The organism is Acetivibrio mesophilus (assembly GCF_004102745.1).
GTDB lineage: Bacteria > Bacillota > Clostridia > Acetivibrionales > Acetivibrionaceae > Hungateiclostridium > Hungateiclostridium mesophilum.
In genome coordinates, this window is record NZ_RLII01000016.1 from 15,896 (window position 1) to 30,078 (window position 14,183).

Below are 14,183 nucleotides of genomic sequence, written 5' to 3' on the forward strand. Positions count from 1 at the left end.
CTCTCTAATATGCTGGACCTAAGCCCGCTGCCTCTTCAAGCTTCATTTTTTTCGTATTATAGTTGTAAACCACAAGATTAAATCCGTTTTGCAATTCCTTAAGTCCAAGTTCTGCTTCCTCAATTATCATTTCCGGTATTAGCCCCTGATTTTGCTGCGCTTTAAGCTTTTCAAAGCTTCTTTTCTGCATATTCAAGGTTGCCAGCATATTATCCAGATTGTCCCCTTCCTTTATTGCATCTATATACGCAGACTTTATGTTATTCTCCACATCATATTTTGCTTTGTCAAGCCGGACTTTCAAAGCCTCAATTTCTCGCAGGACATCTTCGTACTCCTTTCGTATGTCGGGATATATATCCTTTGCCCTGCCTTTTTCAAGGATTTCAAGATTCTGTTCCTTGATCTTAATCTCCTCAATTACGCTGGTTATTTCAAGCCTATTCTCCACGGCTGCCTCAGTATAATATTCTACAGGCTTCAATGTCAGATTCCTCGTAAGTTCGGAAAACAACACCTTATCGTAGGCTGTGTCAATCGGTACCCCTATGTAGGAATTAATACTCCTTTGCATATTTTCTCGGCTTCTTTTATATTTTTCAACATCTTTCTTTGCTTTCAGGTAATTATATTCTGCTTCTTCCGATTCAATCCCTGAAATTAGCCCTTCTTGCGCCTTAAGCTTGGCAGCATTATATTTCTTTTCCTGAAGTTCAAGTTTTTCCAAGCTCAATTGATAATCCATGTCAGCTTTCATAAATCCCAGATACAAATCTCTAAGCCCCAGTGAAAGAGCCTTTTCGGTAACAATCCTGCTATTATCAGCCATTTTCCAATAATACTTCATCTGAAGAGGCAGGAGTACTGCCTGCTTGGTAAGGAGCACCTGAATATTGGGAGGATAAAGATAAGTAAAACTCCCCATGGGGGTATCGAAAGTGGCCATTTCAGTCTCTATTCCTCTAGTACGCTGTACCGTACCGCTATACTGATAAAAGGCTTTTCTTTCGGACAACTTTTGCTTCAATACGGCTCTGCTATTTTGAAGCATAGTTTCCTTTGCGGCGTCATAGGACAACCGACTGTCATCCGCTGCATACGACTGCAAAACTGTCAGCATGGAAATAATCATTATTACGGATATGATTTTCTTCAAACTGCGCCCTCCTTTCATTTTTTAGAAGTTACTCTTTTTCTCCCCCCACTGCATTTAAAATACGAGTTTTGTTATTAAAAGTCTGATTTTTTCCCAAAAAAAAGTGATCCTACATCCTTACCTGCCAAAATATCATAAACAACATTTGGGTTATCTCCATTTGCCAAAACCATGTTTATACCTGCTGAAGTCGCAATTTTTGCAGCCGAAAGCTTGGTAACCATCCCCCCGGTACCTCTTGAGCTTCCAACTCCTCCAGCACATTTTTCCACCTCAGGTGTTATTTCCTCTATCACCGAAATGAGTTTTGAACACTCATTAGCTCTCGGATCGCAGTCATAAAAGCCGTCAATGTCCGATAATATTATCAACAAGTCCGCGTTAACCAGTGTCGCAACAATTGCCGACAATGTGTCATTGTCTCCAAACACTTTGCTTGTCTCACACTCTATTTCATCGACAGCCACCGAGTCGTTTTCATTGACTACAGGTATTATTCCCATTTCCAGCAAAGTCTCAAACGTGTTTATTACATGGGTTTTACCTGTAGCATTCTCTACAACATCACGGGTCAAAAGAATCTGCCCCACTATATGACCATATTCCAAAAACAACTTGCTGTACATATGCATAAGCTCACACTGCCCTACAGCAGCAACGGCCTGTTTGTCCTTCAACTCTTTTGGTCTTGAGCTTAATTTTAACTTACTGACACCTACTCCTATTGCCCCTGATGTAACCAATACCACATCCTTGCCCTGATTTATAAGATCCGATATAACCCTTACCAGCCTTTCAGTTCTTGCAAGGTTCATTTCTCCATTTTCATATGTAAGAGTTGATGTACCTACCTTTATTACAACTCTTTTAGAGTCGGACAGACTCTCCCTCAAATTTGCTTTTTTCATACAACGTTCCCCTTATCTCATTGTCTCTTGATAATATTTATCTGTTTTTTTGGCTAAATTAAATCAACAATACCATTATACGACTTACAGTGTGAAAATTCAAAACCTAAAAACACTAAATTGCGAATTAATTTAATCCTATATATAAGTACAAGTGTATATTCAGATAAAACATGTTTATTTTCAATACTTTCCATCGAACAGAAAAAGCCACCTTGCGTAAGGCAGCTTTTCCAATATGAATCCTAAAATTCAAAATTATTTATTGGTATGATTATTTGCAGGACTCCTCAATAGCAACTGCAACTGCAACAGTAGCACCAACCATTGGGTTGTTACCCATTCCGATAAGTCCCATCATTTCAACATGGGCAGGAACAGAGGATGAACCGGCAAACTGTGCATCACCGTGCATTCTTCCCATTGAGTCGGTCAATCCGTATGAAGCAGGACCTGCTCCCATATTATCAGGATGCAATGTTCTTCCTGTACCTCCTCCTGATGCAACGGAGAAATACTTCTTACCGTTTTCACCGGCCCATTTCTTATATGTGCCTGCAACTAAGTGCTGGAATCTTGTAGGATTTGTTGAGTTACCTGTGATGGAAACGTCAACACTTTCCTTAGCCATTATTGCAACACCTTCATTTACGTCATCGGCGCCATAAACCTTAACTTTTGCCTTTTCTCCGTTTGAGAAGGCCTTTTCCTGTACAACTTTGAGCTCGCCTGTGCTGTAATTATATTCTGTTTGTACATATGTAAATCCGTTTATTCTTGAAATTATGTAAGCAGCATCTTTACCAAGACCGTTCAATATAACCTTTAAAGGCTCTTTTCTAACTTTGTTGGCTGTCTTTGCTATACCTATAGCACCTTCTGCTGCAGCAAAAGACTCATGTCCTGCAAGGAAGCAGAAGCACTTAGTCTCTTCTCTTAAGAGCATTGCTCCTAAGTTTCCGTGACCCAAACCAACCTTTCTGCTATCAGCAACAGATCCGGGAATACAGAAAGCCTGCAATCCTATTCCTATTGTTTCTGCAGCTTCAGCGGCAGTCTTAACACCTTTCTTTAATGCTATTGCGCAGCCCAATGTATATGCCCATACAGCATTTTCAAAAGCTATAGGCTGAACACCCTTTACAATTTTTTCAACATCTATTCCCTTGCTAAGGCATAATTCCCTAACCTCTTCGAGGCTACTGAATCCATACTCTGCCATGCATTTGTTTATTTGATCTATTCTTCTTTCATAACCTTCAAATCTAATCACGTAAATTCACCTCTCTTTTCTATTAATTCAATTATTCTTTTCTAGGATCTATTACCTTAACAGCTTCATCAAATCTTCCGTATGTTCCTATGTTTTTCTCATAGGCTTCCTTAGGGTCAACACCCTTTCTTATAGCTTCCATCATCTTTCCAAGATGAACAAACTTGTATCCGATAACTTCATCATCTTTGTCAAGGCCGATATTTAATATATAACCCTCAGCCATTTCAAGATATCTTACACCCTTATCCTTTGTTCCGAACATTGTACCTACCTGGGAACGCAATCCCTTTCCAAGGTCTTCAAGTCCTGCACCAATAGGCAATCCATTTTCGGAAAATGCAGTCTGGGTTCTTCCATATACTAGCTGTTTGAATATTTCTCTCATTGCAACATTGATAGCATCGCAAACAAGGTCAGTATTCAAAGCCTCAAGTATGGTCTTGCCACCCAATATTTCTGCTGCCATTGCAGCTGAGTGGGTCATTCCTGAGCATCCCAGGGTCTCAACCAGGGCTTCTTCGATAATACCGTTTTTAACGTTTAATGTAAGCTTACAGCACCCCTGCTGTGGTGCGCACCAGCCTATTCCGTGTGACAATCCGGAGATGTCTGTTATTTCCTTTGCCTTAACCCATTTTCCTTCTTCCGGGATAGGCGCAGGTCCATGATTCGGTCCTTTTTTAACACAAATCATATTTTCAACTTCGTGTGAATAATTCATTAATCTTTGTCCCCCTTTACTCTAACTTTACTATAATTTCATTAAAAATAATTCTATAAAAATCACAGCATACATTATATCATATAAAAGCGATGCTGCAATAACTTTAATGCACTATATTACATAAAAAATTTTATTTATTAGTTTTTCTCATACAAGTAACGAGATAAGCAAATTTAACATAATATATAATTAGAAATCTGAAATGACGAGGAGCAGATATGAACAAATACGAAAAACTTGAAACAATCACCAATGGAATAAATGCTGCCAACAAGCTAAGAACACTGCAAAGCTCTGCGTTAAACCAGAGGGCAGATACTTCCAATAATATTGATCAAGTAGGGTTGCTCAGCGAGATGCTTAGCATAATCGCCCAGTATTCACCGAATACCGACCGCAACAACCTTCTTAATGAAAACCTCAATAAAACCCGAATGTATAGCGAAGTATACAAAGGGCTCAAGCATGGAATAAGTGATATAAAATCCAACAACAGGGTTGGAAAAGACGATATCATTAAAACCCTACATATATTACAGCCAGTAGTTGACACACGCAGACAGACTCTTATTGAAAAGATATTAAAGATTCAGGAGATATTAGACTCCTGATTTTCTCAAAAACCTTTTACCTTTTAAGTTATAGTATCCCCTTATTTGAATTTTGTCATAATTGAGTTCAGTTAATCCCAGAACCCCTCTTTCCACAGGGGTTCTCCTTTTCTTTACCCATATAACCTGTTCGGTCTGAGGCTTTTTGCCCGGCTCGAAAAAGGAGTGCATAATTAAAAGGGCATTGCCGATAGTTGTGCTGTATTTTTTCTGGTGTTCCATAATCTCTTCATCATCAGTGAAATATAGGGCTACAAGACCTATAAAACCGAATATCGCAGCAAAAATTGCCAAAACTCCAAAAGCCTTTATCAGTTGAAAAAGAAATAAATTCTCCACATTGTACCTCCTGCATTGTACCCGAAACTACCTATCCATTTACCTATCCAATAGTATTATATCATATTAATATATCCCGTACTTATTTTTTTGTCGTCTATGTTCACAGTAGTATAAATTACCTGTAAAAAGTTTCAATATGTATATAATTTACTCAACCATAAATACTATTAAATGAACTCAAATTAATTGAAGGGTTGGTTTTATTTCGATGTTGAATTAAGATGGAAGTTCTTGCATATTCGTAGGGATAATAATCCCCTTGAGTATGCAGTCTACGCAAAATTCACAATCATAAAAAAGTTACTGAAGGAGTGTAAACGTATGGCGGTAAAAAATGCAATGACTGCTGATTTCCTAAGATCCGCATATGGCGGTGAAAGCATGGCTCATATGAGATATCTTCACTGGGGAAATCTCGCAGAAAAGGATGGTTTCCCAAACATAGGCAAACTGTTTAAGGCTATAGCTTACGCCGAACAGGTTCATGCAGGAAATCATTTCCAGGAGTTAAAAAACCAGAATGGCGATTATACCGTGGCAGCTGGGGCAGTTTTTGGAATCGGAACCTTAGTAGAAAACCTTCAGGGGGCTATAAATGGCGAGCTTCATGAGGTTGAGCAAATGTATCCCGTATATATAGAAACAGCAAAGTTTCAAGATGAAAAAGGGGCTCAGCGTAGTTTCCACTATGCATTGGAAGCAGAAAAGATTCATGCAAATTTATTCTCGGAAGCTCAAAAGGCGGCAAAAGAGGGAAAGGATATGCAACTTAGCACAGTAAATATCTGTCCCGTTTGCGGACATACGGTTCTTGACAATGTTCCCGATGCATGTCCGATTTGCGGCACAAAAAAAGAAATGTACAAAACATTCTAAAAAAACACTAAAAAAACATTCAAAATTCCCTATTGCATATTAAATAATTTGGTGCTAAAATATAATGGTGAATCGGGGCGTAGCGCAGTTTGGTAGCGCACTTCGTTCGGGACGAAGGGGTCGCATGTTCAAATCATGTCGCCCCGACCATTATATTTAGGCCCTTTTTCTTACATCTTTTCATTGCTTCTGCCTCAGTCAGATCCTCGCCGGGTCCCTGTCCCCCCGTCACTACCACCTTAATCTCAGGATTTGCCAGAAGATATTCTATGCCCTTGTCCAACCGGTTTTGAAAGGTCGGAGTTATCTTGTCACCCTTTAGCCCCGCACCCAGAATAACCATATAATCAACCTCAACATTTTTGTCGGAGACTGACGATGTAATAATCAAGCCCTGTATCAAAAGAAACGAAGCAACAAAAGCAATGCAGGCACCGGCAAACAACCTTCTTAAAATCGTGTTTTTTATACGAAGTATCTCTCCTTTGCCCGCAAGCCTTACAGATGCCACAAAAGTGAGAATTATTCCCGCAACTAGCGGAAGCAAAATTCCAAAGTTAATTACCGTGCCAATAGCCATTAACATCAAAAAGTCCAGTATACCCAATATGCCTATAATCAGCATTAAAAAATCAAATATCTTAGCAATCTTTAGCCTCATTTGTACTCCCCTTCAATATACTCTGACCCCGATTTCCGGTATCGGTATTTTCTATACTCAAATAAATGACGATAGGCTGGCTTAAGTCACCTCAATCCTTATTTGAATCCTTTTCTTCCTTGCCGAATCCGGCAACAGTCTTTGCATATTTTTTTAGCTTCTCATATACAAAATAGTTTATTGTTCCCTCAGGATAAGTGCCGTCTTCCTTCTTTTCTCCTGCGCTTTTTCCTGTCAGTATTTCAATTCCTTCATCTATGGTTTTTACCGCATATATATTAAACTTGCCTTCTTTAACCGCCTCAATAACTTCATCGTTCAAAGCCAGATTCCTGACGTTTTGACAAGGAATAATAACCCCATGTTTGCCGGTAAGTCCACGCTCCTTGCAGAGCCCGAAGAATCCTTCTATCTTCTCATTAACCCCGCCAATAGGCTGAATTTCCCCTTTCTGATTAACTGAGCCCGTTACCGCAATACTCTGTTTGATGGGAACTTCCGCCAGACTTGACAAAACCGCATAGAGCTCCGCACTGGAGGCACTATCGCCATCGACTCCGTTATACAGCTGTTCAAAACACAAACTTGCAGTAAGGGATAGCGGGATATCCTGAGCATACTTCTGGCCTATATATCCACTCAATATCAAAACACCCTTTGTATGTGATGTTCCGCTCATTTCGATTTCTCTTTCGATGTTTACTATTCCCTTTTCACCCATAAAGGTATTTGCAGTTATCCTTGTGGGCTTTCCAAAGCAATAGTCTCCCATATCAAGCACCGTAAGGCCGTTTATTTGACCGATGACCTCGCCTTCGGTATCCAAAATTATGGTACCGTCCTTCAAAAGCTCCAAAAGCTTGTTGTCATACTTGTTTGATCTGTATATCTTCTCCTGAACGGCTTTTTTTACATGCTCTGCCTTAACCAGACTGCTTCCCTCAATTTCGGCCCATGCTGCCGACTCACAAAGTATCTCAACAATGTCGTTGAACCTGGTGGAGAGTTTGTTCTGATCATCAACCAGGCGTGAGCTGTACTCAACCACCTTTGCTACTCCGGTCCTATCAAAATGAGGGGCGTTCTCTCTTCTGCAAAATGAGCTTATGAACTGCGCCAATTTCAAGGTATTATCTTGGCTTCTGTCCATCTCCTCATCAAAATCCACTTTTATTTTAAAGAGCTTTTTAAAGTCCTCGTCATACTCATAAAGTGCCTGATGCAGGTATTCGCTTCCCACCAGTATTACCTTTATTTGCAAAGGTATGGGTTCGGGTTTTAATGCCGATACTGAAACAAGTCCCATCTGCTCCTTCATATTCTCAATGGCTATCTGGCGTGTCTTTAGAGCTCTCTTTAACGCTTCCCAAGATTGAACATTGCTGAGCACATCTTTTGCCTGGAGTATCAGATAACCTCCATTTGCTTGATGAAACAATCCTCCCTTTATCATTGTAAAGTCAGTTGTCATAGTTCCAAACTCATTTTCATACTCCAATTTTCCCAGAAGGTTGTAATAGGTTGGATTGAAATCTACTATAACCGGAGCCCCTTCTAGCCCTGAATTATCCACAAGCAGATTTACTTTATATTTGTCCGTAGGCACCCCTTCATTGCTTTTAATCCAAGGTAAAATGAGCTGCTGTTCTTCAGAATACTCTTCCTCTCGAAAGTCATCAAGATTTTTAAGGATGTCTTCCTGAAGCTGTTCTAAATATTTGACCACTTCTTTATAGTCCTTATACTTTTCTTTCATGTCATTTATCTGCATTCCCACTGCAAATAATGCAATTTTATTTTCCCATTCAGCAACCCTTTCTTCCGCTTCCTTCTCAACATTTTTTATCTTTCTTATTATTTCCAATGTCTCAAGTTGAACTATATTTGATCTTTCCGTTATTTCATGCTTAATTTTTTCATCCAGCTCTCCATATTCTTCCTCGGTTATTGTCCTGCCTTCAATTACCGGTAGAAAGTATATTCCTGCATTCGTTGTCTTAACCTTAAATCCTTGTTTTTCGGCATCCTGATTCAATTCATCCAAAAGTGCAGATTTTTTCTCCTGATACTCATTTGCAATGGATGCCTTTTCTCTTTCATAGTCCTCACTGTCAAAAGCCCGGCTAATTTCAAGCTGAAGTACCTTGATAAAATCCTCCATATCCTTCTTGAATACTCTGCCAAGCCCTGCAGGCAGATTTATTGCTTTAGGTTGATTCGGATTCTCAAAATTATGTACATAGCACCAGTCATCCGGTGTCTTGCAATTTTTCGCTATTTTCCTAATATAATTCAGAGCATAACTAGTTTTCCCGGTTCCGGTCATACCACTCATAAAAATATTGTAACCGCGGGTATTGATTTTAAGTCCAAATGTCATCGCGCGCACAGCACGTTCTTGACCAATAATTCCTTCAAGGGATTCCAACTCTGAAGTATCATTGAACTCAAAGGAATTCGGGTCGCATTCCTTTCTTAGCATACTGACAGGTAATCCACTAATTTGCGGCATATACTTTCCCCCTTTAAACCAGCTATTTTGAAGACTATACGGTAAGACTTTCATTTGATTATTCAAAGCAAACATATCTTGGAAATTGGTTTTGAAACGACGGATATCTGTATCCTAGACCGTCGTTACTTTCATTTTGATTTCGTACAAAACTAAAACTGATTTTCACAGTATTATCCTTAAGGCATTATATTCTATTATGGAATGATAAAATCCTTTTTATTTTATAATTTTAATTTGATTTGCATAATGTAGATCAACCTAAAACTAAACATTGTCTTTCCACATTATTATTGCGTCTTCTCCATTATCCGAGTAATAACCTTTACGACAGCCTTGCTCCTTAAAGCCGTATTTTATATACAATGCTTGGGCTGCTGCATTGCTTTTTCTAACCTCCAGGGTCATTTTTTTAATCCCTCGTTCTTTTGCAATACTCACCAGTTTCTTTACCAGTCTACTGCCCACTCCATGCTGTCTGAACTCAGGATGCACCGCTATGTTGGTAATATGCCCCTCATCGCAAATTTCCCACATCCCACCATAGCCAATGGCCTTTCCGTTTATTTTTGCCGTTACATATATGGCTAATTTGTTATTTAGGACTTCCTCAATAAGTGCATTTTTTGACCATGGAATTGTAAAGCTCAATTTTTCTACAATAAAGACATCCTCAATGTCTTCAGGTGTCATATATGATACTTCAACATCATCCAAACCCATTGCTTCCCACCCTAACAACCTTTACAAAGCTTTTTTTCGTATTCTCTTTCTGCCTGGGACTTTCTAAGATAGAAAGGAACCATATCAAAACTGCTCTCCACTTCATTGTCCACCGCTTTCAAATAAGCAATATGAGCAACTGACGACGCCCTCTGAAGAAGAAGGTTCCCCGGAGCAATCATGCAGTCATCTCCAAGCTCCTTTTTAAAATATTCCTCATGCATCTTTGCAGCATCCCCGGCAAAAATAACCTTTTTCCCCATGCCTTTTATAAGCTCTACCAATTCGGACACCGGTATTCCCATATACTCTGTAATCCTCTTCTGTGCATTTTCGTTCCAATCGTACAACGCGGTATACACCTGGTTGTTTCTGGCATCCATAACAGGGCATATCGCAAAGCTGTTCATTGGAATATTATATGCTATGGCATCCAATGTTGGCACACTTACAACAGGCTTCCCTGTCGCATAGGCCATAGCCTTTATAGTAGTAACCCCAATTCTGAGCCCCGTAAAAGATCCCGGACCTGTAGAAGCTGCGAAAACATCTATATCTTTCGGCGCCAGCTCCAAAGAACCAAGAACTTCCTTAATCATTGCAATCAGTTGCTGCGAATGGGTCTTCCTGTGATTTAACATATATTCTCCAAGAAGCCTGTCATCCTCCATCACTGCAACGGCAGCAACTAGTGCCGATGTATCTAAAGCCAATATCTTCATCGCTTTTTATCATCTCCTGACCCAAGCTTTTCTTCATATTCCCGGTACCTTTCACCGTTGAATTCCACGCGGATTATCCTGGCATCTACTCCGTTTTTCATGTCCTTCTCTATCGTAATCCATATATTGTCCTGGGGCAGAATGTCTTTTATGAGGTCTGCCCACTCAATTACCACTACTCCGCCATTGTAGAGATATTCTTCAAATCCAATTTCATACATCTCCTCCGGGTCAGAAATCCTATAAACATCAAAGTGGTAAAGGGATATGTTTTCCCTCTCGTACTCATTAACTATGGTAAAGGTCGGACTTGTTATATATTCATTAATTCCCAAAGCCCATGCAATGCCGTTGGTCAGCACCGTCTTCCCCGTCCCAAGATCTCCGTTTATGCAGACAATATCGCCCTGTTTAAGGAGCATTCCAAGCTTCTTTCCAAATTCAACTGTATCTTCCTGTGAATAGGTTTTAATCTCTTTCATCTTTATTCCTTTCGTAAATGACTCTACCATTAATAATGGTTGTAGAAACTTTTGACTTTATATCAAAGGGATGACCGTCATAGATAGCAATGTCCGCATCCTTCCCTACTTCTATACTTCCAACCCTGTCATCTATACCTGTCAGCTCGGCAGCATTTATGGTAATTGCCTTTAGGGCCTCCATTTCATCCATACCCTCTCTCACTGCCATAGCCGCACACAAAATCAAATACTGAATTGGTGTACAGGGATGGTCTGTCATTATTGCCACTTTTACTCCCGCCTTTGACAAAATCCCCGGTGTCTTCAAACTAAGATTCCGAAGCTCCACCTTTGACCTGTCTGTGAGGGATGGGCCTACAATTGCCGAAACCCCTTCCTCTACAAGAATATCCTTAATTAGATGACCCTCTGTGCAATGCTCTATTGTAAGTCTCAATCCAAATTCCTTTGCGATTCTAACAGCTGTAAGAATATCATCTGCCCTGTGGGCATGGGCTTTTATCGGAATTTCCTTATTTAAAACCTTTAACAGAGCTTCCATTTTCATATCATATTCCGGCTTGTCGTTTTCTTCCGGATCACTATTGTATTTATCCAGCATTTCCTTGTATTCCAAGGCTTTCATCAGGCTTTCCCTGAGAATGGCCGCCGTAGCCATACGGGTCGTAGGTGCCATTTTTCTTTCATTATATACCGTCTTGGGGTTTTCCCCAAAGGCTGCCTTTAGGGCTACAGGTTCTTTTACCACCATTTCCTCTATCCGTCTTCCGTAGGTTTTCAAGGCAACAAACTGTCCGCCTATAACATTGGCACTTCCCGGTCCGGTGACCACAGTGGTGACTCCATTTTCACGAGCATCAGCAAATGCACGATCCAAGTAATACACCGCATCTATCGCCCTGAGATGAGGAGTAACAGGATCCGTCATTTCATTGCCGTCATCACCTTCAAACCCCACCGAATCCTCCCACATTCCCACATGACAGTGGGCATCGATAAGTCCCGGAAGTATATATTTATTATTTGCATCAATAATTTCTAAATCATCAGAATGCAAAATTTCCTGATTTAACGCCGCAGGATATTCTCCCACTTCAACTATTTTCCCCGCATCAATAAGAATATATCCGTTTTCATAATTTATGCCGGCCATAGTTAGAATTCTACCGTTTTTTATTAGTAGCATTTTGACCTCCAAAAGTTATTGTTTATATAAACTGCATATTGAGTTACTTATAGTTCATTTTTTAAGCATATTTTATTTTATTATATTGTTGCTGTAATTACAATAGTGTAAGATGGGACCTAAGAGGGGTGCTTTTGATAGATTGGTCAGCATATAAGTAAAGCAGGCTTTATCATTTTTTAATCCAATTCATATAATAGCGTTTCATCCTACAAATGTAAGTTTGCGTTCTTTCATTAAAAGCTTGTGACATCGAGTCCCTTCGCTTTTGCCTCTTTCATTTCACTCCAAGAGGATAAATAAAAGAGCCACATTTCTGTAGCTCTTTCTTCCGGAAACATATACCAATTACCTTTTTGAGAACTGTGGTGCTCTTCTTGCTTTCTTGAGACCGTATTTCTTTCTTTCCTTCATTCTTGGGTCCCTTGTGAGGAATCCTGCCTTTTTAAGAGCAGGTCTCAATTCTTCATCAGCCTTCAAGAGTGCTCTTGAGATACCGTGTCTGATAGCACCGGCCTGACCTGTATAACCTCCTCCTGCAACTTTGCAGAGGACATCAAATTTGCTTAATGTATCAGTCAGCACTAGTGGCTGCTTAACAATAGTCTTTAATGTTTCAAGTCCAAAATATTCGTCAAGTTCTCTGTCATTTATAACAACTTTTCCATCTCCTGGAACAAGTCTAACTCTCGCAACGGATTTCTTTCTTCTTCCTGTACCGTAATATTGTACCTTAGCCATAAGTAATTACTCCTCCCTTCCCCATTATATATTGATTTCCAATTTTTCTGGTTTTTGAGCTTCATGCTGATGCTCAGTTCCTCTGTATACCTTGAGCTTCTTAAACATTGCCCTGCCGAGGCTATTCTTAGGAAGCATACCCTTTACAGCAATTTCTACTGCTTTTTCAGGTTTTTGAGCCATAAAATGCTTGTACTTTATTTCCTTTAATCCTCCCGGATGCAGTGAATGGTGCCTGTAAAGCTTTTGATCCATTTTCTTACCTGTAAGTACAACCTTATCGGCATTCAGTACTATTACAAAGTCACCTGTATCAACATGTGGAGTATACTCGGGTTTATGTTTCCCTCTCAAAATTTTTGCCACTTCACTAGCCAGTCTTCCCAATGGTTTTCCTTCTGCGTCAACCACATACCATTTTCTCTGAACTTCATGGGGCTTCGCCATAAAAGTCTTCATGGAACCTTTTACCTCCTTAATCGAAAACAAATTTGATTTATAGAAATAAACTCTTTAGTTCAATTTAAAGTGAACCAAGTTTTTAACACTCCAATATTGTAATACAGGTATAAAGACGTGTCAAGTACATTTTATTAAAATTTTAATTTATCTTTTGTTTCCTCTCATTTTTGACCATAAATTACTCCATACTCTTATATAATCCATCGCCATTTCATTTTTTATTCTCATGGCAGGTTTATCCATCCCGATTTTAATTGACAAAGAGTCCATCAAAGAATTATAATGATAATGAAGTAATCAATTATAGTTCTTAAAAAATCTGTTATTTACTATGTAGTTGCCTGTTAAATTTCTGTGTTTTATCAATACACCTAAGGAGTGAGCATATTGAAGGACATAATGGTAGATGAGTTTCAGTTTACAGTCGGAGAGCTTCTTGTAAGAAATAAGAGTATTTTGGATTTAATTACAAAATTCCAAGACTCAAACGGCAGGGTAAATCGTGGAATAGTGAAGGCTGTCACTCAGTGCGGATGCGCCAAAATCAATGCCGAAAAGCAGAATTACCCTGCGGGTGCGGATTTTGATGAAGTCCAAAAATTAATGAAAACCCATATCGAAGGAGAGCTCTGTGAAAACTGCAGGGACCTCATTGAAAAGGATATTGGTAGGAACATGTTTTACCTTGCTTCAATATGTAATACTCTTGATCTCAATCTTTATGACATTATTATAAAGGAACTTGATAGAATTAAGATGCTTGGAAAATACAATCTGAGATAAGTAAAATAAGAGCCA

16 protein-coding genes and 1 tRNA gene are annotated in these 14,183 nt (G+C 39.4%); 4 read left to right on the forward strand and 13 right to left on the reverse strand.

Features of this window, described 5'->3' with window-relative positions; translation table 11 throughout:
- Nucleotides 1-4: 4 nt before the first annotated feature.
- From EFD62_RS11620 to EFD62_RS11635, 4 genes are all read right to left on the reverse strand, one after another.
- Entirely contained in the window at nucleotides 5-1,156 is a 1,152-nt protein-coding gene (locus tag EFD62_RS11620; protein ID WP_069194818.1) for a TolC family protein, read from the reverse strand.
- Between the two features lie 74 nt (nucleotides 1,157-1,230).
- On the reverse strand, nucleotides 1,231-2,064 hold the full coding sequence (gene proB, locus EFD62_RS11625) for a glutamate 5-kinase (protein WP_069194819.1): 834 nt from the start codon (nucleotides 2,062-2,064) through the stop codon (nucleotides 1,231-1,233).
- 274 nt (nucleotides 2,065-2,338) lie between these two features.
- A complete protein-coding gene (locus EFD62_RS11630) occupies nucleotides 2,339-3,337 on the reverse strand; it encodes a GGGtGRT protein (RefSeq protein ID WP_069194820.1) in 999 nt (332 codons plus the stop codon).
- 31 nt (nucleotides 3,338-3,368) lie between these two features.
- Nucleotides 3,369-4,061 carry an iron-sulfur cluster assembly scaffold protein gene (locus tag EFD62_RS11635; RefSeq protein ID WP_069194821.1) on the reverse strand — a complete coding sequence of 231 codons (693 nt, stop codon included), beginning with the start codon at nucleotides 4,059-4,061 and terminating at the stop codon, nucleotides 3,369-3,371.
- A gap of 221 nt (nucleotides 4,062-4,282) precedes the next feature.
- On the opposite strand from EFD62_RS11635, the gene EFD62_RS11640 reads away from it, so the two are divergent.
- A complete protein-coding gene (locus EFD62_RS11640; protein WP_128706173.1) occupies nucleotides 4,283-4,675 on the forward strand; it encodes a hypothetical protein in 393 nt (130 codons plus the stop codon).
- On the opposite strand, the gene EFD62_RS11645 is transcribed toward EFD62_RS11640, so the two are convergent.
- Nucleotides 4,664-5,014, reverse strand: a complete 351-nt coding sequence (locus EFD62_RS11645) for a hypothetical protein (protein ID WP_128706174.1) — start codon at nucleotides 5,012-5,014, stop codon at nucleotides 4,664-4,666. The two genes, EFD62_RS11640 and EFD62_RS11645, sit on opposite strands and share 12 nt — an antisense overlap.
- 324 nt (nucleotides 5,015-5,338) lie before the next feature.
- Between EFD62_RS11645 and EFD62_RS11650 the strand changes: the two genes are divergently transcribed.
- Complete coding sequence (locus EFD62_RS11650; protein ID WP_069194824.1) at nucleotides 5,339-5,893, forward strand: rubrerythrin family protein; 555 nt, start codon at nucleotides 5,339-5,341, stop codon at nucleotides 5,891-5,893.
- Nucleotides 5,894-5,966: 73 nt separating this feature from the next.
- Nucleotides 5,967-6,043 (forward strand) — tRNA-Pro (locus tag EFD62_RS11655).
- On the opposite strand, the gene EFD62_RS11660 is transcribed toward EFD62_RS11655, so the two are convergent.
- The 8 genes from EFD62_RS11660 to rplM form a co-directional block, all read right to left on the reverse strand.
- Nucleotides 6,027-6,554 carry a YdcF family protein gene (locus EFD62_RS11660; protein WP_235832639.1) on the reverse strand — a complete coding sequence of 176 codons (528 nt, stop codon included), beginning with the start codon at nucleotides 6,552-6,554 and terminating at the stop codon, nucleotides 6,027-6,029. The two genes, EFD62_RS11655 and EFD62_RS11660, sit on opposite strands and share 17 nt — an antisense overlap.
- A gap of 91 nt (nucleotides 6,555-6,645) precedes the next feature.
- Nucleotides 6,646-9,066 carry a Lon protease family protein gene (locus EFD62_RS11665; RefSeq protein ID WP_069194826.1) on the reverse strand — a complete coding sequence of 807 codons (2,421 nt, stop codon included), beginning with the start codon at nucleotides 9,064-9,066 and terminating at the stop codon, nucleotides 6,646-6,648.
- 267 nt (nucleotides 9,067-9,333) lie between these two features.
- The gene (rimI, locus tag EFD62_RS11670; RefSeq protein WP_069194827.1) at nucleotides 9,334-9,789 is read right to left on the reverse strand and encodes a ribosomal protein S18-alanine N-acetyltransferase; all 456 of its coding nucleotides are present in this window, start codon (nucleotides 9,787-9,789) and stop codon (nucleotides 9,334-9,336) included.
- A gap of 11 nt (nucleotides 9,790-9,800) precedes the next feature.
- On the reverse strand, nucleotides 9,801-10,511 hold the full coding sequence (tsaB, locus tag EFD62_RS11675) for a tRNA (adenosine(37)-N6)-threonylcarbamoyltransferase complex dimerization subunit type 1 TsaB (RefSeq protein ID WP_128706175.1): 711 nt from the start codon (nucleotides 10,509-10,511) through the stop codon (nucleotides 9,801-9,803).
- Nucleotides 10,508-10,993 carry a tRNA (adenosine(37)-N6)-threonylcarbamoyltransferase complex ATPase subunit type 1 TsaE gene (gene tsaE / locus EFD62_RS11680; RefSeq protein ID WP_069194829.1) on the reverse strand — a complete coding sequence of 162 codons (486 nt, stop codon included), beginning with the start codon at nucleotides 10,991-10,993 and terminating at the stop codon, nucleotides 10,508-10,510. The genes tsaB and tsaE overlap by 4 nt, the downstream gene beginning before the upstream one ends.
- Complete coding sequence (locus EFD62_RS11685) at nucleotides 10,980-12,182, reverse strand: amidohydrolase (protein ID WP_069194830.1); 1,203 nt, start codon at nucleotides 12,180-12,182, stop codon at nucleotides 10,980-10,982. Before EFD62_RS11685 ends, tsaE begins: the two co-directional genes overlap by 14 nt.
- Before the next feature lie 348 nt (nucleotides 12,183-12,530).
- Nucleotides 12,531-12,923: a 30S ribosomal protein S9 gene (gene rpsI / locus EFD62_RS11690; protein ID WP_069194831.1), complete on the reverse strand. Its 393-nt coding sequence runs from the start codon at nucleotides 12,921-12,923 to the stop codon at nucleotides 12,531-12,533.
- Between the two features lie 24 nt (nucleotides 12,924-12,947).
- Complete coding sequence (gene rplM, locus EFD62_RS11695) at nucleotides 12,948-13,382, reverse strand: 50S ribosomal protein L13 (RefSeq protein WP_069194832.1); 435 nt, start codon at nucleotides 13,380-13,382, stop codon at nucleotides 12,948-12,950.
- 390 nt (nucleotides 13,383-13,772) lie between these two features.
- Here rplM and EFD62_RS11700 point away from each other — a divergent pair, with 390 nt between their 5' ends.
- The gene (locus EFD62_RS11700) at nucleotides 13,773-14,168 is read left to right on the forward strand and encodes a nucleoside triphosphate pyrophosphohydrolase family protein (protein WP_069194833.1); all 396 of its coding nucleotides are present in this window, start codon (nucleotides 13,773-13,775) and stop codon (nucleotides 14,166-14,168) included.
- The last annotated feature ends 15 nt before the right edge of the window (nucleotides 14,169-14,183 follow it).

What these genes read in the sequence shown, in the direction of transcription:
- proB (WP_069194819.1), bottom strand. Translation starts at nt 2,064, where the DNA reads ATGAAAAAAGCAAATTTGAGGGAGAGTCTGTCCGACTCTAAAAGAGTT.
- EFD62_RS11635 (WP_069194821.1), bottom strand. Translation starts at nt 4,061, where the DNA reads ATGAATTATTCACACGAAGTTGAAAATATGATTTGTGTTAAAAAAGGA.
- EFD62_RS11640 (WP_128706173.1), top strand. Translation starts at nt 4,283, where the DNA reads ATGAACAAATACGAAAAACTTGAAACAATCACCAATGGAATAAATGCT.
- EFD62_RS11650 (WP_069194824.1), top strand. Translation starts at nt 5,339, where the DNA reads ATGGCGGTAAAAAATGCAATGACTGCTGATTTCCTAAGATCCGCATAT.
- EFD62_RS11660 (WP_235832639.1), bottom strand. Translation starts at nt 6,554, where the DNA reads ATGAGGCTAAAGATTGCTAAGATATTTGATTTTTTAATGCTGATTATA.
- EFD62_RS11665 (WP_069194826.1), bottom strand. Translation starts at nt 9,066, where the DNA reads ATGCCGCAAATTAGTGGATTACCTGTCAGTATGCTAAGAAAGGAATGC.
- rimI (WP_069194827.1), bottom strand. Translation starts at nt 9,789, where the DNA reads ATGGGTTTGGATGATGTTGAAGTATCATATATGACACCTGAAGACATT.
- tsaB (WP_128706175.1), bottom strand. Translation starts at nt 10,511, where the DNA reads ATGAAGATATTGGCTTTAGATACATCGGCACTAGTTGCTGCCGTTGCA.
- tsaE (WP_069194829.1), bottom strand. Translation starts at nt 10,993, where the DNA reads ATGAAAGAGATTAAAACCTATTCACAGGAAGATACAGTTGAATTTGGA.
- EFD62_RS11685 (WP_069194830.1), bottom strand. Translation starts at nt 12,182, where the DNA reads ATGCTACTAATAAAAAACGGTAGAATTCTAACTATGGCCGGCATAAAT.
- rpsI (WP_069194831.1), bottom strand. Translation starts at nt 12,923, where the DNA reads ATGGCTAAGGTACAATATTACGGTACAGGAAGAAGAAAGAAATCCGTT.
- rplM (WP_069194832.1), bottom strand. Translation starts at nt 13,382, where the DNA reads ATGAAGACTTTTATGGCGAAGCCCCATGAAGTTCAGAGAAAATGGTAT.